The following is a 20,692-nucleotide window of genomic DNA, read 5'->3' on the forward strand; positions in this document are numbered from 1 at the left end:
GGGCAGGCGGGGCGTTGAGCCCGACGACCGGGGTGGCCGGAGCCTCGCCGTGCCGGTCAGTCCATCCGGCATTCCGAGACGTAGTTGTCCTGGTAGTCATCGAAGATCTTCTTGACGATCGAGGTGGCGAATTTGCCGTCCTCGCGCTTGACGACTTCGGTCAGGTAAAAGTCCTGCACCGGGAAATGGTTGGGTCCAAAGCTGAAATCGCCGCGAACCGAGGTGAAGGGCGCGGTCTCCAGCGCCGCGATCAGCGCCTCCTTGTCAGCAACGCCGCCAGCTTCGCGTATCGCCGCGTCGATCAGATGGGCCGTATCAAAGGCCTGCATCGAATATGTGGCGGGAACCTGATTGAACTTTGCCTCGTAAGCCTCGACGAATGCCTTGTTTTCCGGTGTATCCATATCCGGCGCCCAGTTCGAGCCGGCAAAGAAGCCAAGCGCCGCGTCCTGCTGGGCCGGCAGGGTCGATTCGTCCACCGTGAAGGCCGACAGGAACGGAATCGTCTCGAGCCCGGCCTGCCGGTATTGCTTGACGAGATTCACCCCCATCCCGCCGGGCATGAAGGCGAATACCGCGTCGGGCTGCATAGCAGCGATCTGCGCCAGCTCCGCCGAATAGTCCAGCTGCCCGAGCTGGGTATAGATCTCGCCCGCGATGCCGCCCTTGTAGCTGTGTTTGAACCCGGCAAGGCTGTCCTTGCCCGCCTGGTAATTCGGGGCCAGCAGAAAGACGTTCTGATAACCTTCCTCCTGCGCATAGGCGCCCATGACCTCGTGCATCTGGTCGTTCTGATAGGAGGTCGCGAAGAAATTCGGGCTGCATTCCGCCCCGGCATAGACCGAAGTCCCGGCATTGGGGCTGATCAGGATCGCGCCGGAATCGGTGACCGGCTTGTGGATGGCGCCGAGGATATTGGAAAAGATCGGGCCGACCACGATATCGACTCCGTCCCGCTCGACCAGTTCGCGGGCCTTGTTGGCGGCGATATCCGGTTTCTGCTCGTCATCGACGACGATGATCTCGGTCTTCATGCCGCCGATATCGCCGATCTCCTCGGCGGCCAGTTGGAACCCGTCGCGCGCCATCTCTCCCAGAACGGCGGCGGGGCCGGACAGTGTCAGGATCAGGCCGATTTTCAGCGTGTCGTCTTCCTGCGCCATGGCTGGAGCCGCAATGCAAGTGGTTGCGGCAAGCAGGGCAATCATCTTTCGGGGATGGGTCATGGTTATGTCGTCTTCCTGTTGGGAAAGCCGCGCGTGCCGCGGCATGTTCTGTTTCTTCTAATACGCATCAACGGGAAGTGCCGAGTCAAGAAATTATTTTAGACTTGAAATGTCTTGCGGCGAACATGGCGATGGGAGTCCATCCATGCCGAACCGCGAGCAGAACTGAAAAAAGGCCCGCAGTTGCGGACCTTTTCCGTTATGCGGGCTGGCTGGACTTAGTCCATCGCCTTGAAGTTGAACTCGCCACCTTCCTTGATGCCCGAGGGCCAGCGGGCCGTCACCGTCTTGGTGCGGGTATAGAAGCGGAAGGCGTCGGGGCCGTGCTGGTTCAGGTCGCCGAAGCCGGATTTCTTCCAGCCGCCAAAGGTGTGATAGGCCAGCGGCACCGGGATGGGCACGTTGATACCGACCATACCGATATTGATCCGGTTGGCGAAATCGCGGGCGGCATCGCCGTCACGGGTGAAGATCGCGGTGCCATTGCCGTATTCGTGGTGCATCGCAAGGCCGATGGCCTCTTCATAGCTGCCGGCGCGGACGGTGGAGAGGACCGGGCCGAAGATCTCGGTCTTGTAGATATCCATGTCCGGGGTCACGCGGTCGAAGAGATGCGGGCCGACGAAGAAGCCATCCTCGTAGCCCTGCAGGCTGAAATCGCGGCCATCGACGACCAGTTCGGCACCCTGGTCGATACCGGATTGGACGAGGCGATGGATGTTCTCCTTTGCCGCCCTGGTCACGACCGGGCCGTAATCGACATCGTCGCCGGCCGTCCACGGGCCGACCTTCAGTTTCTCGATACGCGGCACCAGCTTTTCGATCAGCGCGTCGGCGGTCTTTTCACCCACCGGCACCGCAACCGAGATCGCCATGCAGCGTTCCCCCGCCGCGCCATAGCCTGCACCCACCAGCGCGTCGGCGGCCTGGTCCAGATCGGCGTCGGGCATGATGATCATGTGGTTCTTGGCGCCGCCGAAACATTGCGCCCGCTTGCCGGTCGCCGCCGCGCGTTCATAGATATACTGCGCGATAGGCGTCGAGCCGACGAAACCGACCGCCTGGATCACCGGGTTGTCGAGGATCGCATCGACGCTTTCCTTGTCGCCGTTGACGACCTGCAGCACGCCATCGGGCAGCCCGGCTTCTTGCAGCAGGCGCGCCAGCATCAGCGGCACCGAGGGATCGCGCTCGGAGGGCTTGAGGATCATCGCGTTACCTGCGGCCAGCGCGGGACCCATCTTCCACAGCGGGATCATGGCAGGGAAGTTGAATGGCGTGATGCCCGCCACGACGCCCAGGGGCTGGCGCATCGAATACATGTCGATGCCGGTTCCGGCGCTGTCGGTATATTCGCCCTTCAGCAGATGCGGCGCGCCGATGCAGAACTCGATGACCTCGAGCCCGCGCTGCACGTCGCCCTTGGCATCGGGAAAGGTCTTGCCATGCTCGGATGACAGCGCCTCGGCCAGCTTGTCCATGTCACGGTTCAGCAGGTCGACGAATTTCATCATCACCCGGGCACGGCGCTGCGGGTTGGTGCTGCCCCATGCCACCTGTGCCTTGGCGGCGCTGTCCACGGCGGCGTCCAGTTCCGCCCTGGTGGCCAGCGACAGCCTGGCCTGCACCTCGCCCGTGGCGGGGTTGAAGACATCGGAAAATCGGCCGGACGTGCCCTTGACCTCTTTGCCGTCGATCCAGTGGTGAATCTCTTTCATCGCATCCTCCTGAGCTTGTTGAGCCAAGCATAGCCTTGCGGAAATGCTGCGGAAAGGGGCAGGGTGGCAAAAGCATTTTGCAAAAACGCAAAGGCATAGCGATGGATTGGGATGATTTACGCATCTTTCTGGCCGTGGCCCGGACGGAAAGCCTGTCGGGCGCGGGGCGGAGATTGGGAATGGATGCCTCGACGGTCGGGCGGCGGGTCGCCCGGCTGGAACAGGCGGTAGGCGCCACGCTGTTTGCCAAGACCCCGCAGGGATACAGGCTGACCGCCGAGGGCGGACGGCTGGTCGCGCCCGCCGAGGCGGCGGAGAAAGCGGCGACGGCGGCCGCCGAGGCAACGCGGCGCGAGGCGGGAATCAGCGGGCAGTTGCGAATCGGGGCGCCCGATGGTTGCGCCAATTACCTGCTCCCGCAGGTGGCGCGGCGGATGTGTGCGGCTCATCCGGGTCTGGAAATCCAGATCGTCGCGTTGCCCCGCGTGGTCAATCTGTCGAAACGCGAGGCGGATATGGCCATCGCCGTCTCGCCCCCGGAAACCGGGCGGCTGACGGTGCAGCGGCTGACCGAATACCACCTGCATCTGGCCGCGCATGAGGATTACCTGCGCGCGCATCCGCCAATCACTGCGCTGGCCGATCTGCGCTTGCATCGGATGATCGGTTACATTCCCGACATGATCTTTGACCGCGAACTGGACTACCTGTCGGAAACCGGGGTAGAGACGGCGGCGATCACCTCCAATTCGGTTTCGGTCCAGATGCAGGCGATCCGGGCGGCGGCGGGGCTGGGGATCGTGCATGATTTCGCCATCCCCTTTGCGCCCGGCGTGCGCAAGGTGCTGCCCGACCAGATCTCGCTTACCCGCAGTTTCTGGCTGCTGCGGCATGCTGACGACCGGGCCTCCCGGCGGTTGACCTTGCTGGCCGAGGAATTGGGGCAGGGAGTCCGGCAGGAGGTGGCGCGGCTGGAGGGCAGTCCCGGCATCAGACCAAAGGGCTATAATTCGCGCGGGTGACAGGACGGGCTTGACGCGGGACCCTTGAGGGAAAATGATGAAGGCAGTGATCCGGACGGAGGAATATCCATGCTTGTCAATCAACTGTTGTCGATGAAGGGCCTGTCCGGCAAGCCGGGGGTCGAAGCCGCAACCATCATCACGATCAAGCCGGACGCCACGCTGGAAGATGCGGCAAAGTTGCTGTCCGAGCGGCGCATCGGCGCGATTGTCGTTTCGTCGGACGGACGCAAGCCCGAGGGCATCCTGTCAGAGCGCGATATCGTCCGCCAGCTTGGCGACAAGGGTCCCGAGGTGCTGAACCTGCCCATCCGCGAAGTGATGACCACATCCGTTCAGACCTGCACCACCGGCGAGGACGCGCTGCATATTCTTGAACGCATGACCCAGGGGCGCTTTCGTCACCTGCCGGTCGTCGATGGTGACGGAAACATGCTGGGCGTGATCTCTATCGGCGATGCGGTCAGCGGGCGGCTGAAGGAACTGGCCGATGAAAAGGATGCGCTGACCGGCATGATCATGGGCAGCTGATCCACCGGGATTTCCGCGGGAAACTTGCAGTTCCCGGATAAATCGGTTTTCCCTAGAGGCGCGAGCACGCTTAAGGATATCTGACCATGCGCATTGGCCTCTACCCCGGAACCTTCGATCCGATCACTCTGGGGCATACCGACATCATCCAACGCGCCATGGCGCTGGTCGACCGGCTTGTGATCGGTGTGGCAATAAACCGTGACAAGGGACCGCTATTCGATCTGGAGGAGCGGGTTGCCATGGTGCGCGCGGAATGCGACCAGATCGCCAGAAGGACCGGGGGCGAGATCCATGTCCACCCGTTCGAGAACCTGCTGATCGACTGCGCCCGTGATGTCGGGGCGACGGTGATCGTGCGCGGTTTGCGCGCGGTTGCGGATTTCGAATATGAATTCCAGATGGTCGGCATGAACCGTGCGCTGGATGCCAGTATCGAGACGGTTTTCCTGATGGCCGATGCCCGCCGGCAGGCCATCGCCTCGAAACTGGTCAAGGAGATCGCCCGGCTCGGCGGCGACGTGTCCAAATTCGTCACCCCGGATGTGAGGATCGCGTTGACCGGCAAGCTGGGCTGATCAGCTTGCCGGCCTTGCGGTCTGTCAGGGGGTAAGACCCTCGGGATCGGGCAGGCCATTGGCGCGGGCGGTGGCGGTCAGGGTATTGGCCAGCAGGCAGGCGATGGTCATCGGGCCGACCCCGCCGGGAACCGGAGTGATGGCGCCCGCGACCTGCGAGGCGGCGGCGAAATCGACATCTCCGACAAGGCCGTCATCGGTGCGGTTGATGCCGACATCGATGACCGTCGCGCCGGGCTTGATCCAGTCGCCCTTGACGAAATGCGGGCGGCCGACGGCGGCGACGAGGATATCGGCGCCGCGGCACAGGTCGGGAAGGTTCTGCGTGCGCGAATGCGCAATGGTGACCGTGGCGCTGTCTCGCAGCAAGAGCTGGGCCATCGGCTTGCCGACGATATTGCTGCGCCCGATCACAACGGCGCTCTTGCCCGAGAGGCTGCCCAGATGGTCGCGCAGCAGCATCAGGCTGCCAAGAGGCGTGCAGGGCACCATCGACTTCTGCCCGGTCGCCAGACGCCCGACATTCAGGATATGGAAGCCGTCGACATCCTTTTCGGGCCGGATCGCGTTGATCACCGCAGCCTCGTCCATATGGCCGGGCAGGGGAAGCTGCACAAGAATGCCGTTCACCGACGGGTCCTCGTTCAACTGCTCGATCAGCGCCAGCAGCTCGGCCTCGGGCGTATCAGTGGGCAGGCGGTGCTCGAAGGAATTCATGCCGGTCTCGCGGGTCTGCTTGCCCTTCGAGCGGACATAGACCTGGCTGGCCGGATCCTCACCCACCAGCACCACCGCAAGGCCCGGCGTGATGCCGCGTTCCTTCATGGCGGCGGTATGTCCGGCGATGCGCTCGCGCAACCCGGCGGCAAAGGCTTTCCCGTCGATCAAAGTGGCTGTCATTCCTCGTCTCCCTTCAGGTGGCGGTCTTCCTGTGCGATGGCGGCCTCGACCAGTTGGCGCCAGATCGCCTCGATCAGTTCGGGGTCAAGCCCCTGCTCTGCGGCGTGGCGGCGCGCATTGGCGACGACCTGCTCGACCCGCCAGCCGATGCGCGCAGGCAGTTCCGCCGCTTTCTTGATCCGGGCCGCCCGGTCGATCAGTGCCCGGCGGCGGGCGAGAAGCGCGATCAACTCGGCATCCAGCGCGTCGATCTCGGCGCGCAGGGCGGGCATATCCGGAATATCGTCGATCTCGGTCATTGTGACCGGGACATGCACCGGGACGGGGCCGGTTGCAAGGCATGCCTTGGTCGCAGCTTTGCGGTTTCGCGGGGTGGCGATCGGCGATAGCATCCGGGTTGTTCGCAGATGATCGAAAGGAGATCGCGATGCCGACGAATAAAGTTCTTTACCGGACCAGCGCCACCGCGACCGGAGGCGGGCGCGACGGCAAGTCGCAGGTCGATGACGGCAGCTTTACCGCCGATCTGACCGTCCCCAAGGAACTGGGCGGGCCGGGTGGCGACGGACTCAATCCCGAGAAACTGTTCGCGACCGGCTATGCCGCCTGTTTCATGGGGGCGATGCGCCACTACGCAGCCTCGAAGAAAATCCCCGTGCCGGACGATGCGAGCGTGCAGGTCAGCGTGGGGATCGGCCCGCGCGAGGATACCGGCTTTGGCCTTGATGTCGAGATCACCGTCAGCCTGCCGGGGGTCGAGCGCGACATCGCCGAGGACCTGATCGCGGGCGGGCATGTGGTATGTCCCTATTCCGACGCGACAAGGGGATCGCTGCAGATCACGCCAAAGCTGGCCTGATCCGCGATCATGCCGGAATGAAAAACCCCGGTCCGAATGGGCCGGGGTTTTGTCTTGCATCTATGCCGGGGCGGGATCGCCGCCGGGGGCGGGCTTGCCGGCCTTGGGCACCGAGGCGACCGAGGGGATCAGGCTTCCCGAAGCGTCGTCGTCATCGCCTTCCAGAGGTTCGCCCCGGATGATCTTGCCAATCTCTTCGCCGGTCAGGGTTTCGTATTCCAGCAGGCCCTGGGCAAGGCGTTCGAATTCCTTTTCCTTCTCCAGCAGGATACTGCGGGCATGCTGGTAGCCTTCCTCGATCAGGTCGCGGACCTCCTGTTCGATCAGTTCCTTGGTGGCGGCAGAGATCGAGAACCCGCCGGTGCTGCCGTTATAGCCTTCATGGGCTTCGGCATAGTCGATATTGCCGACCTTGTCTGACATGCCCCAACGCATGACCATCGCGCGGGCAAGTTGGCTGGCCTGCTGGATATCGCCCGCCGGGCCGTTCGAGACGCCATCCTCGCCATATTTGATGATCTCGGCGGCCTTCCCGGCCATGGTCATGGCCAGCTTCTGCTTGACCTCGTCCTTGTGGAAGTTCAGCCGGTCCATCTCGGGCAGGCTGACGACCATGCCAAGCGCGCCGCCGCGCGGTATGATGGTCGCCTTGTAGACCGGGTCGCATTTCGGCAGCGACAGGCCGACAACGGCATGTCCTGCCTCGTGATAGGCGGTCTTTTCCTTCTGCTCGGGCGTCAGCACCATGCTGCGGCGCTCGACTCCCAGCATGACCTTGTCCTTGGCGCTCTCGAAATCGGCCATCGAGACGAAACGCCGCCCGATCCGGGCTGCCATCAGCGCCGCCTCGTTCACCAGGTTCATCAGGTCCGCACCCGAAAAACCGGGCGTGCCGCGCGCGATCAGGCGCAGATCGACATCCGGGCCGACCGGGACCTTGCGGGCATGGACCGAGAGGATCTTTTCGCGCCCCTTGATATCGGGGTTGGGGACATGGATCTGGCGGTCGAAACGGCCCGGACGAAGCAATGCAGGGTCCAGCACATCCTTGCGGTTGGTCGCCGCGATGATGATAATGCCCTCGTTGGATTCAAAGCCGTCCATCTCGACCAGAAGCTGGTTCAGCGTCTGTTCACGCTCGTCATTGCCGCCGCCGATACCGACACCGCGCGACCGGCCCACGGCGTCGATCTCGTCGATGAAGAGGATGCACGGCGCGGATTTCTTGGCCTGTTCGAACATGTCGCGGACACGGCTTGCGCCGACACCGACGAACATCTCGACGAAATCGGAACCCGAGATGGTGAAGAAGGGCACACCGGCTTCGCCCGCGATGGCCCGTGCCAGCAGGGTCTTACCGGTGCCCGGAGGGCCGACCAGCAACGCGCCTTTCGGGATCTTGCCACCCAAGCGGCTGAATTTCTGCGGATTGCGCAGGAATTCGACGATCTCCTCCAGTTCTTCCTTGGCTTCGTCGATGCCTGCCACGTCGTCGAAAGTCACCCGGCCATGCTTTTCGGTCAACAGCTTGGCGCGGCTCTTGCCAAAGCCCATCGCGCCGCCGCGACCGCCGCCCTGCATCCGGTTCATGAAGAAGATCCACACGCCGATCAGCAGGATGAAGGGCAGCCAGACACCCAGCAGGGACATGAAGCCGGATTGCTTCTGCTTGACGACCTCGACCTCGACTCCCTTGTCGATCAGCTTGGCGGCGATCTCTTCGCCGACCGGGCGGACCGTCGTATAGCTTTGCCCGTCGGTGCCGGTGATCGTCAGGTCCTCTCCGTCGATGGTGACGGTCGTGACCTGTTCCTTGTCGACGCGCTGGATGAAGTCGGAATAGCTGATCTGCCGGCTGTTCATATTCGCTGCGCCGTCGCTGAACAGATTGAACAGCACAAGAATCATCAGGAACAAAACCACCCAGAAGGCGAGATTACGTGCGTTGCCCAAAACGGGTCCTCCGGCAAGATACGGTCTAGAATGAAAATAGGGATTATCGCCGGAGGTTCAATGCGCCATCAGCAAGCTGCGAAAATCGGTCGCGTCGCGCAAAGGCGCGACATGATGCGATTTGCTTTTCTCCAGCAGCGGTGCGGCCACCAATTCGCCATCCCTCCAGATTGCCGGGCTGGACGCCGCCTCGTCCCGGGTCAGGCCGGCGGTCCGCCAATCGAGGCGCGAAAGCGGCGCGGATCCCAATGCGGCAACATGCTCGCCGGGCCCCAATCCGGTGATTTTCCAGCGATTGTCCCAGACAGGTCCCCGACCGGCCCCGGCTCGCAATGCGGCTGCGGGCTCGCGGCTCAGGCGCAGGTTGTCGCCGGTGGGCTCGACAAGCGTGCCGTCCAGCGTCGCCCGGCTGCCTGCCAAGACGGCCTGCATCGCATGCAGAACACTTGCCCGGCGCGGGGGATAGTCCGCGCCGGTGATCCAGCGGCAGCCAGCGATCAACAGGCGGCGGACGATTTCCGGCGGCGCCCGCCGAATCGGGGAAAAGGGCAGGATCAATATGCCGTCGCGGACGATCGCCTGTGCTGCGGTTTCCGCCGTGTAATGGGACAGCGCCTCCCGCGCATCGCGCAGGTTTTCGGCCGAAAGCGCCAGCGCGTCAGGTGCCAGGTCCAGCGTGGCCATCGCCTGGCGGAGCCGGACACGGTCGAAATCCGTATTCTCATTGCTGGGATCGTCGATCCAGCCGATTTCCTGCCGTGTCAGCCAGTCGCGCAAATCCGTCCGCCTGACCTGCAGCATCGGGCGGACCCACGAGATTCCCATGGCCTCACGCCTTTCCGCCATGCCTGCCAGCCCATCGATCCCCGCGCCGCGCATCAGCCGCATCAGCAGGGTTTCAGCCTGGTCGTCGGCCGTATGCCCCAGAAGGACGGCAGGCAGGCGGTTCCGATGCGCCCAGTCCGATAACAGCCGCAGGCGGGCATTACGCGCATTCGCCATCAGGTTTCCCGACCCGCCGCCCTCATGCAGCCATACCAGCCGGTCATGGCTCAGGCCAAGAGCCGCCGCCGCCGCCGCGACCTGCCGTGCCTCTTCCGCGCTTTCCGGACGCAGGCCATGATCCACGGTCGCCACGCTGACCTGCCGCCGCCCCGAGGCCCATGCAGCGGCGATATGCATCAGTGCGACCGAGTCGCCCCCGCCCGATACCGCCACCCCGAACGCAGGCAGATCGCCCGCCAGACGGTCCAGCGCCGCACGAATCTGTGCCGCCGGATCAACCGGGACGGCGCACATTCATCCGCTCATTCATGCTCGGCCAGATCGGCGGCTGCCTCGGGATCCAGGTTGGCCTCCTCTGCCGGGGCCAGGTCGCTGCTGCCGCAGTTGAGATCGATCATCCGTTGCTCGGCCTCGGTCGCGGACTGGCTGTCCGGGAAACGGACCGGGATCTCGGCCAGATACAGGCAGGCGGCGACCGGATCGCCATCGCTTTCGATAACCCGCGCGATGCCCAGCAGGCTGTCGCCTGCCCGCGGGCTGTCCGGGTCGGCGGTGAAACCTTCCAGCCAGGCCGCTGCCGCGGATTTGGACTGTCCGGCCTGATCCAGCGCCACGCCACGCAGATACAATGCCTCGGCGGTCAACGGACCCCCTGCATGCTTTTCCGCGACGGCCTGGAACAATTCTGCCGCGCGCAGGTAATCACCCTCGTTCAATGCTTCGTTTGCCGCGTCGAAATCAGCCTGCTCAGCCGCCGAGGCAGCGGTGCCCTGCTGGCCCGCGGGTGAATTGCCAGAGGGATCGGTGGTGATTTGCGGCACCACGGTCACGCCGGAATCGGGCCCGATCGGGGCAGGCGTGGTGAGTGCGCCCAGATCGCAGGTCTCGTCCATCTCGCATAGCCGGAACTCGATATCGTCGAGGCGCCGTGTGTTTTCCTCGACAGTCTGCCTGATACGGTTCTGCAATTGCTCGGTCTGGTTGGTCAGCCTGGTGAGCTGCTCTTCCATGGAGTTCATGCGGTCTATGGCGGCGGCGCCGCCAACCGTCTGGTAACCCTGCGGGCCTGCGGCCTTCAATTCGGCCCTGAGCGATTGCAACTGGCTGCGCAGGTCCGAGACCTGGCCGCGCAAATCGGCAAGCGTAGGCTCCTGCGCCACAACCGGCGAAGCCATCAGCGCAACCAGGGCGGCGGCGGCGACGGCCCTGCGGATCATGATCCGGCTCCGGTGTCGCTGACCACGGTAACGGCACGGCGGTTCTGCGCATAGCAGCTTTCGTTCGAGCAGACCTCGACAGGGCGCTCCTTGCCAAAGCTCAGCGTGCGGACCCGGTCCGAGGACACGCCCTGCGCGACCAGGTATTCCTGCACCGCGCTGGCGCGCCGCGCGCCAAGAGCAAGGTTATATTCGCGTGTGCCGGTTTCCTCGGCATGACCCTGCACCACCGCCGAGAAGTTGCCATGCTTGTTCAGCCATTCCGCCTGTCGCGCCAGGGTCGTACGGGCCTCGGCGCTCAATGTGGTCTGGTTGGCAGGGAACAGGACGGTATCGCCGACCTGATCCGAGAAATACTGCGCCGTCGCCTCGCCCGCCAGTGAGCCCCCGGCCAGATCGCCCTGGTAAAGCGCGCCGCTGCCCATATTGGCATACGGGTCCTGTACCGGCGGCGGCGGTGCGGGTTGCGTGCATGCGGCAAGGCCGAGCAGAGAGGCGGTCAGGGGTATCAGGTAATGTTTCATCACAAGTTTCCTACGGCAATAGCGGCCCCCAGGAGGGATCCGACGCGGCAAAATCAAGTTCCATCGGGCGCATGTTGCGTCCGGTGATATCGACCGAGTGCAGACGCGGTTCGCCATTGCCGCCCGGCGTAACCCGCGTGAACATGATGACGCGCCCATTGGGGGCCCATGTCGGGCCCTCGTCAAGGAACGAATCCGTCAGATTTTTCTCCTCCGAGCCGTCCTTGCGCATCACGCCGATATGAAAGCGCTCTCCAAGCTGCCTGGTAAAGGCAATCATGCCGCCCTTTGGGGACCATGCCGGATCACCATAGCGGCCCTCGCCAAAGCTGATCCGGGTCGGCTCACCGCCCTCGAGTCCCATGACGTAAAGCTGCGGCGTGCCCGAACGGTCGGATTCGAACACGATCTGCTTGCCGTCGGGGCTGAAACTGGGCGAGGTCTCGATCGAGGGGGAGTCGGTCAGCGGGCGTTGCGCGCCGGTGGCGGCATCCATCAGCCAGATATCGGTGTTGCCGCCCTTTTCCAGCGAATAGACGATCCAGCGGCCATCGGGAGAGTAGCGGGGCGAAAACGCCATGCTGTCGCCCGCCTGCGTCACGGGCTGAGAGCTGACGGTGGCCACATCCAGCGACTGGATTTGCGGGAAACCGCTGTCAAAGCTGGTATAAAGGATTTTCTTGCCATCCGGCGAGAATTGCGGCGCCAGCACCAATGAGGAACTGTCGGTCATCCACAGGATATTCGCGCCGTCGTAATCCATCACCCCGATCCGCTTGATCCGGGCGTCTTTCGGGCCGGTTTCCTGCACGAAGGCCACGCGGCTGTCGAAATAGGCGGATTCGCCGGTCAGCCGGGAATAGATCTGATCGGCGATCTTGTGGGCCGCGCGCCGCCAGTCGCTGGCGCGGGCGACGAATTGCATCCCGTCGCCAAGCGGCTGACCCGCGAAGATGTCGAACAGCCGGAACTTGACGCTGATCTCCTCGCCCGAACCGCTCACCTCGGCGGTGACCAGCGCCTGCGCGTTGATTGCGCGCCATTCCTCGTAGGCAACGGCATCGGTAAAGCTGTCGCGGCTGGCAAGATGCGCCTCGGCCGGGATCTCGCGGAACAGACCGGTGCCGGTCAGGTCGTCGGCCACCACCTGCCGGATTTTCGAGGCGGCCTCGGCATCGCCGTGAAATTCGGGAATCGCCACGGCAACGGGTTCGGTGACGCCGTCGGTGATCTCGATCCGCAGCGGACCATCCTGCGCCAGCGCGGGCAGGGCGGTCATGACGGCGCCGGTCACGCTCAGCGCGAGGGCAAGGGCAGGGGCAAGGGGCAGGTTACGGAACATGGTGTCCTCTTTAGCGTCATTGGCGGCGGGGCAAAAGCCGGGTTTCACCGTATCGGCCTATTCGAATTGAATTCCTTCCGGGCGGAAATCCACGATGACATCGCGCCAGCGCCCGTATTTCTCGCGCGGGAGCGGAAAACCCGCCCGCCCGCATTGCAGGATCGCCCTGCGCGCAGTTTCGAAAGCGTTCTGCGTAGCTGTCTGCGAAGAGCCGCCCCGCGAATCGATCAGGCGCAGGCTGGCCGGTTGAGGATGGCCGTCGCGGGTCATCCTGAACTCGACCGACACGGACACGCGCGAGGCATCGACCGACAGGGCGCCACGATTCCAGCATCCTTCCAGCGCCATCCTGAAGCCCTCGCGCTCCGACAGCGAAAGGGGCTGGCCAAGCGGCGCAGCCCCTCCGGTTTCCGTGCTGGCATCGGACCGCTGATCGGGGTCCGGCAGCGGTGTAGGGGTGATCGGCACCGGGGCAAGCTGGTTCGGATCGGGGGGAGCCTCTTCCGTTGCGGGGGCAGAGCGGCCCTGCGACATGGCCTCCGACAGGGCCGCGGAAAGCGGATCCTGTTCGACCGAAGCACCGCTGCCCCCCTCGATTCGCTGCACGTTGCCACCGGTGGTCTCGCCGGTCGAGGCGGTATCCTCGCCCTCGCTGCCGGACTCAGGTTGCTGGGCTTCGCGCAGGGCATCTTCCAGCGCCTGACGATCGGCGGCCTCGCGTTCGGCCTCTTCACGTTCGGCTGCGGCGCGGCGCTCCTGTTCCTCGCGCTCACGCTCGGCTTCTTCGGCTGCCCGGCGTTCCTCTTCGGCGCGTGCTTCGGCTGCGCGGCGCTCCTCCTCCCGGCGGGCCGCTTCTTCGGCTGCCTGCCGCCGTTCTTCCTCGGCGCGACGAGCCTCCTCCTCGGCACGACGTCGTTCCTCGGCCTCGCGTTGGGCCTGTTCCGTAGCCCTGCGCTCCTCTTCCTCGCGAGCCTCCTGCTCGGCGGCCCGCCGCTCTTGCTCGGCCCTCGCCTCTGCGGCGGCGCGGGCTTCTTCCGCCCGGCGTTCCTCTTCCGCCTGTGCCTCTGCTGCGCGGCGCTCCTCGGCCTCGCGTTCGGCCAGTGCCGCGGCTTCGGCCTCCCGGCGGGCCTGCTCGGCTGCCAGACGCTCCGCTTCCTCGGCCGCCTCTGCTGCCAGGCGTTCAGCTTCGCGGGCCGCTTCCTGCTCTGCGATCCGGGCGTTATACGCCTCGACCAGCCCGTCGGGGCGGTCCAGTGGCCGTGTCGACTGGTCCAGTGCCAGAACCGAGCGGGGAGCCACGGGTTCGGCGCTCTCGTCCTGATCCGAGGGCGCGGGGCGCGAAGGCCGGGTGTCGGCTTGCGGTTGCGCGCTCTCCGCCGGAGCGGATGGGGCGGTTTCCTGAACAGGTTCCGGCGCGGCGGGCGTGTCGGGAAGGTTGGTGGCCACGTTCACCGGCTCGCGATTCTCGAAATCGCTCAGATCCGGCTGCTCCTCGGCCGTGTCGGGCTGGGCCAGCTCCTGCGCCGCCTCCTCGGATTCCGGCGCCGCCGTCTCGGTGGGGGGCGCGGCCGGCGCCTCCTCGGGCTCTGGCTCGGAGATCTCGGCGACCGCCGTGGCGTCGGGGGCAACGGGACCGGCCCCGCGCGAGGCGGCGGCATATTCCTCGAACTCGGCCCCGCTCATCGTCGCCACCTCGGTCATGCGCACCGGTTGCGAGGGTTGAGGACGAAACAGCACCCCGCCCAGAAGCGCCCAGAGGATCAGCGCCGCATGCGCGACGCCCGAGATCCACCAGCCGATGCGCTCTTCCCGGTCGGACATGGATCAGCCATCCATCCGCGGGCCGCCGGTATCGGTGACCAGCACGATATTGGTAAAGCCGGCTGCGTTCAGGGCGCCCATCACCTGCACGACGCGGGCATAGGGGATGCCGCCATCGGCACGCAGGAAGATGCGGTCGGTCTGGCGTTCGGCCAGCACGGCGCGCAGCCGGTTCACCACCTCGTCATCGGCGACCGGCTCGCTCATCAGCGTGACCTGCCCCTCGGCGGGGATCGAGATCACCAGCGGTTCCTCGGGGTCTGAGGGAACGGCGGTCGCGGCGGTGCGTGGCAGGTTCAACGGCACCCCGGCCGTCATCAGTGGCGCGGCGACCATGAAGATCACCAGCAGCACCAGCATCACGTCCACAAAGGGCGTGACATTGATCTCGGACATCGGCGCGTTGCGCCTGTGTCCGCGCCCCTTGCGCCTTATCCGCTTGACGACATCCGCCATTGATCCGCCCTCAGCTCTTGTCGTCCAGCTGCCGCGACAGCAGGGTCGAGAATTCGTCGGCGAAACTTTCCCAGTTGCCGACCACGCGCTCGGCATCGCCCGACAGCTTGTTGTAGAAGATCACCGCCGGAATTGCCGCCAACAGGCCCAGTGCGGTGGCCAGCAGCGCCTCGGCGATACCGGGCGCGACCACGGCAAGACTGGTATTCTGCGACATCGCGATGCCTTCGAAGGCGTTCTTGATCCCCCAGACCGTGCCGAAAAGCCCGATGAAGGGCGCGGTCGCGCCTACCGTGGCAAGAAATGACAGCCCGCGGAACAGCCGCGTCTCCTCGCGCTGGATGGCCACGTTCATGGCGCGGTCGATGCGCTGCGTGCCGCCGGGGATCAGCGCCCCGTCCTCGCGATGGCTGCGGCGCCATTCGGTCATGCCCGCCGCGAAAATCCGTTCGGACGCGCCCGAGGGGCGTTCGCCGAGCCGGTCATATAGATCGTCGAGCGGCTCGCCGGACCAGAAGGAACGGTCGAACCTGCTTGCCTCCCGCCTTGCATTCGCGAAGGTCAGGAATTTCTGGATGATGATCGCCCAGCCCCAGAACGAGGCGATGACGAGGATGATCATCACGATCTTGACCGTCAGCGAGGCGCGCGCGAACAGCGCCAAAAGCGAGAAATCGAGAGCCTGTGCGGCCTGAATGGGTTCCATTGTCACTGCCTCATCTTGTCGGGCGCGTTTCGCGGGCCTTCTACCGCTTGTTTATCAGCAGTTTCACCCCCCGCGACAACACAATAGCGTCAATTTGACATACCGCCGCGATCAGCGGAACGAGAGCTTGTGCGCCGCGATGGCCTCATAGGCGGGGCGCAGACTGTCGGCCAGCCGGGCCAACTCGCCCTCCAGTTCCGGCAACGGCCCCTCGGGTCCGGCGAAGCCGGTCGAGCGGTTGACTGCGTCATACCAGACCGCGCCCCAGACCCCGTCCTCGGGATGCGGGCCGGGGCTCCATGACAGCATCTTTTCGGTATAGGCGATGCCGATGCCTTCGCACAGCGCCGACAGGGCACGGTCTGGGGCGCGGCGGATATCGGCGCTGTCGATGACCAGCGGAGCGGGGCCGCGCGCCGCCATCTGCTGAAACATCTTCCATTGCCGGTCAAAGCCCAGCTCGGCCGGATCGGGCAGCCCGCGCTTGGCCGCGAAAGAGGCGGCGACCCGTTCCGGCTCGCGGATCAGGAAGACATTGGCGAGTGTATCGGTCCAGTCCAGATCCATGCCGGGCAGCATATGCTGGACCATGTGCTTCTGATACTGGATCGGCTGCCCGCAGGGCTCATGGATCAGACCGGGCAGCACCTCTCGCCAATCGGCGGGCTGGCTGGCGATCACCTGTTCCCGCATCGGATGGGGCAGGCCGGTGCGGACCAAGTAATGGGCATAGAAGGGCTCGTCCACGCAGGCGCAATCGCCGCGCGCCCCGAATGCGCGCATCATCGCGGTGGACAGGTTGCGCGGCCCCGACCACATGGCGATCCGTTTCGTGTCAGACATCCGTGCCTCCCTTCAGCGCGGCAGAGAGCGGGGCGGGCAGCCGGGCAGGGCGGCCCGACGGTCCAAGACAGGCGACGGTGACGCGGGCGGTGAACAACACCTCCTCGCCGCGCCGCACCGATTGGTTCAGGATCACCCGCGCGGGCGAGGCCGTGGCCAGCTCGGTCGTGATCTCCAGCAGATCGTCGAACCTTGCCGGGCGCAGGTAATCCGCCTCGACCCGGCGCACGGCAAAGACATGCCCGCCATCCGCCTTCATCGCCGCCTGGTCGATGCCGAGTGCGCGTAGCCATTCCGACCGCCCCCGCTCGATGAATTTCAGGTAATTGGCGTAATAGACGATCCCGGCCAGGTCGGTGTCCTCGTAATAGACGCGCAGGGTCAGGCGATGTGTCATCAGGGCTCCATTCGGCAGGGATCGTCTTTCGGAACCTATCTCGTTCACAACCGCCAGCCGGACGCAACCTGCAGTGCTTGCAGATTGTGCAATCCTGTCGAACAGAGAAACCGAAAAATCGCGCCTAATCTTCCCCCGGTTGCAGGCCTATCTCGCTGTCATCGAACCGACGCAATCACGCGCCGACTGAATAAGGAAGACGAAAATGAAAGTTATTACAGCCAGTTTGGTCGCCCTCGCCCTCGCTACCGGCGCTGCTTCGGCCAGCAATTTCCCCGAAACCCACCAGAATGCAAGCGTCGAGCGCCCCGCGCCCAACACCCAACAAATCCAGGTCAAGGCCGGCAAGGTGCTGACCTCGCGCGAATTGCATAGCGCCGGTCTCTCCGCCGATGATCTCATCACCGTGACGAGCTTCCCGACCAGCGAATGGGCCAAGACCCATTACGAACGTTGATTGCTCCCCGAGGCATCCGCGGTTCCGCGGGTGCCTCGCTGCGCGCTTGCCGCGCATGACGCCGCTCCGCACCGGGGCGGCTTTTTTTTTAGGACAAGCCCTTGCACAGAACGGATTGCGGGAACATTTCATCCGCCATGGATACGACCGTTCTCCGCACATTCATAAGCATCCTCGACGAGGGCAGTTTCGCCGCCGCGGCGCGGCGGATGGGCATATCGCGCAGTCTGTGCAGCAAGTATATCGCGGATCTCGAAGCGGATCTGGGGGCCCGGCTGCTGTCGCGCACGACGCGCGCCCTGCGTCCGACCGCCTTGGGGCTGCAATACAGCCAGCATATCCGCGAGGTTCTGCGGCAGCTCGACTCCGCAAATGAAATGGTGCGCGATGCTTCGGGCCATCCCGCCGGAGCACTCAAGATAGGCGCCCCGGCCTCCTATATTCACAAGGTTTTCCAGCCGCATATCATGCGCTTCATGGACGATCATCCCGATATCCAGATGGAGATGGTGCTGGATGACGGCGTTTCCGACCTGATCGGTGGCGGCTATGACGCGGTGATCCGGATCGGCTTCCTCGAGGATTCGGCACTGCATGCCCGCAAGCTGCACGAGGCGGCAATCCTGCTGGTCGCCTCGCCCGGTTACCTGGAACGGCGCGGCCAGCCGGTGTCACCTTCGGACCTGAGCCGCCATAACTGCCTGCATTACACCAATCTGCGTGGCCCGGGCACATGGCCCCTGCGCTGTGGCAAGGAGGTGTTCTACCAGAAGGTCCAGCCGGTTTTCTCGACCAATGACACCGAATTGCTTCATTCCCTCGCCGTCAGCGGCAAGGGCATAGCGCTATTGCCACAGTTCACGGTCGCCGAGGATATCGAGGCCGGAAGGCTGCTGCCATTGATGACCAATTTCACGCTTCCGAACATTCCGGTGAGCCTGGTCTATCCGACGGGAAAGCTGATGACCGCTGCGATGCGCAGTTTCCTGGACTTTACCACGCATCTGCGGTTGCCGTAGCGGTCAGGCCGGGTTCACCCCTCCTTGGCCGCCGCCATCCGTGCCGCCAGCCGCAAGGCATGGGCGGGCTCGGTCGCCGCGACCGGCAGCACCGGATCATAGGCCGCCCGGATCAGCGCCGCCATTTCCGGCGAGGGGGCGATGTCACGCGCGAAGCTGAGAGCGCTGCGCATGGTGACCGTTTCGGCCAGCACCGCCGGATGGGCATCCGCCAGCGCACCCGACATGCGCAGAAAATTCATGCAAGCCCGGATCCCGCCATCGGCGTCAAAGCGGAACAGCCGGTATTGATCCGCGTCATCGGCCCGCAGCCGCGCGGGCAGGCCAGGCTGTCCGGTCAGCCGGTCCAGGTCGGGAACCTCCTCCAGCTCCGCCCAGTCACACAGGAAGAAGAGCATCAGGTTGCTCCCCATTTCCGGGTCGGTCTCTGTCACCGGATGCCCGGCATGGGCGAAACCCGCCCTGATGGCGCCGCGAAAGATATCGAGGCTCTCATCCGCCAGCCCGAAGATCACCGGCGCCACCGGCCGCCCCCACCGGGCGCACAGATATGTGCCGTCCTGCCGGGTAAAAATTTCCGCGATCCGCTCGGGCGTCATCCGGGCCTCGTGTTTTTCTTCTTTGTCCAAATACCTTGGGGGGAGTCGTCATGCAAATGACGACGGGGGGCAACGCCCCCCGCTATCCATCCACGCAAAGCGGCGTTTCACCCGACGATGGTCGCCTCGGTCGCGGCGCGGAGATCGTCCTCGGTCACGCCATCGGCGGTCTCGACGATCTTCAGCCCGCCCTCGACGACATCCAGGACACCCAGATTGGTGATGATCCGGTTCACGACGCCCTTGCCGGTCAGCGGCAGGGTGCATTGCTTCAGCAGCTTGGATTCACCGGCCTTGTTGGTGTGATCCATGACCACGATGACCCGGCCCACGCCAGCCACGAGGTCCATCGCGCCGCCCATGCCCTTGACCAGCTTGCCGGGGATCATCCAGTTCGCGAGATCGCCGTTCTCGGCCACCTCCATCGCGCCCAGGATCGCCGCCGCGATCTTGCCGCCGCGGATCATCCCGAAACTCATCGCGCTGTCGAAATAGGAGGTCCGCGCCAGTTCGGTGATGGTCTGTTTCCCGGCATTGATCAGGTCCGGGTCCTCCTCTCCCTCATAGGGGAAGGGCCCCATGCCCAGCATGCCGTTTTCCGATTGCAGGGTGATGTCCTTGTCGCCGACGTAATTGGCCACCAGCGTCGGAATCCCGATGCCGAGATTGACATACATCCCGTCTTCCAGTTCCTGCGCCGCCCGTTCGGCCATCTGGTTTCTGTCCCACGCCATGATCAGGCCTCCTCACGCTTGCGGGTGGTACGCTGTTCGATGCGCTTTTCATGCTCGCCCTGGATGATGCGGTGGACATAGATGCCGGGCAGGTGGATATGGTCGGGATCGAGGCTGCCGCGCGGCACGATTTCCTCGACCTCGGCCACGCAGACGCGCCCGCACATCGCCGCCGGCGGGTTGAAATTGCGCGCCGTCTTGCGGAACACGAGATTGCCGGTGTCGTCGGCCTTCCAGGCCTTGACGATGGACAAGTCGGCAAAGATGCCGCGTTCGAGGATATATTCCTCGCCGTCGAAGCTCTTGACTTCCTTGCCCTCGGCGATCTGCGTGCCGACGCCGGTCTTGGTGTAGAAGCCGGGAATGCCCGCGCCGCCCGCGCGCATCCGCTCGGCCAGGGTGCCCTGCGGGTTGAATTCCAGCTCCAGTTCGCCCGACAGGTATTGCCGCATGAACTCGGCATTCTCGCCCACGTAAGAGGACATCATCTTCCTGATCTGCTTGGTATCCAGCAGCTTGCCGAGCCCGAACCCGTCCACCCCGGCATTGTTGCTGGCCACGGTCAGGTCCTTGACCCCGCTTTTCACGATCGCGTCGATCAACAGCTCGGGGATTCCGCATAGCCCGAAACCGCCCGCGGCGATCAGCATCCCGTCCTTGAGCAGGCCGTCCAGGGCCTCATCCGCATTCGAATAGACCTTTTTCATCGGTCCTCCCCTGATGAATTCGCGTGTCGGGATCCTTGTGGCCCGTGACGCGGCTCAAGTCAATCTGACCATGGCGTG

23 protein-coding genes are annotated in these 20,692 nt (G+C 64.5%); 6 read left to right on the top strand and 17 right to left on the bottom strand.

Going from position 1 to position 20,692, the window contains the following annotated elements:
• Positions 1-56 precede the first annotated feature (56 nt).
• Positions 57-1,226 carry an ABC transporter substrate-binding protein gene (locus C9E81_RS17855; protein WP_122113717.1) on the bottom strand — a complete coding sequence of 390 codons (1,170 nt, stop codon included), beginning with the start codon at positions 1,224-1,226 and terminating at the stop codon, positions 57-59.
• A gap of 218 nt (positions 1,227-1,444) precedes the next feature.
• Complete coding sequence (locus C9E81_RS17860) at positions 1,445-2,944, bottom strand: CoA-acylating methylmalonate-semialdehyde dehydrogenase (RefSeq protein ID WP_122113718.1); 1,500 nt, start codon at positions 2,942-2,944, stop codon at positions 1,445-1,447.
• A 101-nt stretch (positions 2,945-3,045) separates the two neighbouring features.
• Here C9E81_RS17860 and C9E81_RS17865 point away from each other — a divergent pair, with 101 nt between their 5' ends.
• The 3 genes from C9E81_RS17865 (at position 3,046) to coaD (ending at position 5,075) form a co-directional block, all read left to right on the top strand.
• Positions 3,046-3,966, top strand: a complete 921-nt coding sequence (locus C9E81_RS17865) for a LysR family transcriptional regulator (protein ID WP_122113719.1) — start codon at positions 3,046-3,048, stop codon at positions 3,964-3,966.
• 69 nt (positions 3,967-4,035) lie between these two features.
• Positions 4,036-4,497: a CBS domain-containing protein gene (locus tag C9E81_RS17870; RefSeq protein WP_122113720.1), complete on the top strand. Its 462-nt coding sequence runs from the start codon at positions 4,036-4,038 to the stop codon at positions 4,495-4,497.
• A gap of 86 nt (positions 4,498-4,583) precedes the next feature.
• Positions 4,584-5,075, top strand: coding sequence for a pantetheine-phosphate adenylyltransferase (gene coaD, locus C9E81_RS17875; RefSeq protein ID WP_122113721.1), 492 nt, complete (start codon positions 4,584-4,586; stop codon positions 5,073-5,075).
• A 24-nt stretch (positions 5,076-5,099) separates the two neighbouring features.
• Here coaD and folD read toward each other — a convergent pair whose 3' ends face one another.
• Positions 5,100-5,975 carry a bifunctional methylenetetrahydrofolate dehydrogenase/methenyltetrahydrofolate cyclohydrolase FolD gene (gene folD, locus C9E81_RS17880; protein WP_122113722.1) on the bottom strand — a complete coding sequence of 292 codons (876 nt, stop codon included), beginning with the start codon at positions 5,973-5,975 and terminating at the stop codon, positions 5,100-5,102.
• Complete coding sequence (locus C9E81_RS17885; RefSeq protein ID WP_341802648.1) at positions 5,972-6,367, bottom strand: chorismate mutase; 396 nt, start codon at positions 6,365-6,367, stop codon at positions 5,972-5,974. Before C9E81_RS17885 ends, folD begins: the two co-directional genes overlap by 4 nt.
• Before the next feature lie 35 nt (positions 6,368-6,402).
• Between C9E81_RS17885 and C9E81_RS17890 the strand changes: the two genes are divergently transcribed.
• Positions 6,403-6,834, top strand: coding sequence for an organic hydroperoxide resistance protein (locus tag C9E81_RS17890; RefSeq protein ID WP_122113723.1), 432 nt, complete (start codon positions 6,403-6,405; stop codon positions 6,832-6,834).
• Positions 6,835-6,894: 60 nt separating this feature from the next.
• Here the strand turns inward: C9E81_RS17890 and ftsH are convergent, their stop codons facing one another.
• The 10 genes from ftsH to ybgC form a co-directional block, all read right to left on the bottom strand.
• Positions 6,895-8,787 (bottom strand): ATP-dependent zinc metalloprotease FtsH, encoded by a 1,893-nt coding sequence (gene ftsH / locus C9E81_RS17895; protein ID WP_122113724.1) that lies wholly within the window; start codon positions 8,785-8,787, stop codon positions 6,895-6,897.
• 57 nt (positions 8,788-8,844) lie between these two features.
• Entirely contained in the window at positions 8,845-10,086 is a 1,242-nt protein-coding gene (gene tilS / locus C9E81_RS17900; RefSeq protein WP_122113725.1) for a tRNA lysidine(34) synthetase TilS, read from the bottom strand.
• A gap of 8 nt (positions 10,087-10,094) precedes the next feature.
• A complete protein-coding gene (locus C9E81_RS17905) occupies positions 10,095-11,009 on the bottom strand; it encodes a tetratricopeptide repeat protein (RefSeq protein WP_122113726.1) in 915 nt (304 codons plus the stop codon).
• Positions 11,006-11,533, bottom strand: a complete 528-nt coding sequence (gene pal / locus C9E81_RS17910) for a peptidoglycan-associated lipoprotein Pal (RefSeq protein ID WP_122113727.1) — start codon at positions 11,531-11,533, stop codon at positions 11,006-11,008. Before pal ends, C9E81_RS17905 begins: the two co-directional genes overlap by 4 nt.
• Before the next feature lie 10 nt (positions 11,534-11,543).
• Entirely contained in the window at positions 11,544-12,875 is a 1,332-nt protein-coding gene (gene tolB, locus C9E81_RS17915; RefSeq protein ID WP_122113728.1) for a Tol-Pal system beta propeller repeat protein TolB, read from the bottom strand.
• A gap of 57 nt (positions 12,876-12,932) precedes the next feature.
• Positions 12,933-14,696, bottom strand: coding sequence for a protein TolA (locus C9E81_RS17920; RefSeq protein WP_122113729.1), 1,764 nt, complete (start codon positions 14,694-14,696; stop codon positions 12,933-12,935).
• 3 nt (positions 14,697-14,699) lie between these two features.
• Positions 14,700-15,152 (bottom strand): ExbD/TolR family protein, encoded by a 453-nt coding sequence (locus tag C9E81_RS17925; protein ID WP_122113730.1) that lies wholly within the window; start codon positions 15,150-15,152, stop codon positions 14,700-14,702.
• A 10-nt stretch (positions 15,153-15,162) separates the two neighbouring features.
• The gene (tolQ, locus tag C9E81_RS17930) at positions 15,163-15,858 is read right to left on the bottom strand and encodes a protein TolQ (RefSeq protein WP_122113731.1); all 696 of its coding nucleotides are present in this window, start codon (positions 15,856-15,858) and stop codon (positions 15,163-15,165) included.
• Between the two features lie 111 nt (positions 15,859-15,969).
• A complete protein-coding gene (locus C9E81_RS17935; RefSeq protein WP_122113732.1) occupies positions 15,970-16,701 on the bottom strand; it encodes a sulfotransferase-like domain-containing protein in 732 nt (243 codons plus the stop codon).
• On the bottom strand, positions 16,694-17,098 hold the full coding sequence (ybgC, locus tag C9E81_RS17940; protein WP_122113733.1) for a tol-pal system-associated acyl-CoA thioesterase: 405 nt from the start codon (positions 17,096-17,098) through the stop codon (positions 16,694-16,696). Before ybgC ends, C9E81_RS17935 begins: the two co-directional genes overlap by 8 nt.
• Before the next feature lie 205 nt (positions 17,099-17,303).
• On the opposite strand from ybgC, the gene C9E81_RS17945 reads away from it, so the two are divergent.
• Together C9E81_RS17945 and C9E81_RS17950 are read left to right on the top strand one after the other, a co-directional pair.
• Complete coding sequence (locus C9E81_RS17945; protein WP_122113734.1) at positions 17,304-17,555, top strand: hypothetical protein; 252 nt, start codon at positions 17,304-17,306, stop codon at positions 17,553-17,555.
• A 137-nt stretch (positions 17,556-17,692) separates the two neighbouring features.
• Positions 17,693-18,574, top strand: a complete 882-nt coding sequence (locus C9E81_RS17950; RefSeq protein WP_122113735.1) for a LysR family transcriptional regulator — start codon at positions 17,693-17,695, stop codon at positions 18,572-18,574.
• Between the two features lie 14 nt (positions 18,575-18,588).
• Here C9E81_RS17950 and C9E81_RS17955 read toward each other — a convergent pair whose 3' ends face one another.
• The 3 genes from C9E81_RS17955 to C9E81_RS17965 all read right to left on the bottom strand — a co-directional run bounded on the left by C9E81_RS17955 (position 18,589) and on the right by C9E81_RS17965 (position 20,614).
• On the bottom strand, positions 18,589-19,173 hold the full coding sequence (locus C9E81_RS17955) for a hypothetical protein (RefSeq protein WP_122113736.1): 585 nt from the start codon (positions 19,171-19,173) through the stop codon (positions 18,589-18,591).
• A gap of 107 nt (positions 19,174-19,280) precedes the next feature.
• Entirely contained in the window at positions 19,281-19,907 is a 627-nt protein-coding gene (locus C9E81_RS17960; RefSeq protein WP_122113737.1) for a CoA transferase subunit B, read from the bottom strand.
• 2 nt (positions 19,908-19,909) lie between these two features.
• Positions 19,910-20,614, bottom strand: coding sequence for a CoA transferase subunit A (locus tag C9E81_RS17965; RefSeq protein ID WP_122113738.1), 705 nt, complete (start codon positions 20,612-20,614; stop codon positions 19,910-19,912).
• Positions 20,615-20,692: the final 78 nt, after the last annotated feature.

The sequence above is a fragment of the Paracoccus alkanivorans genome (assembly GCF_003697785.1).
Taxonomy (GTDB): Bacteria; Pseudomonadota; Alphaproteobacteria; order Rhodobacterales; family Rhodobacteraceae; genus Paracoccus; species Paracoccus alkanivorans.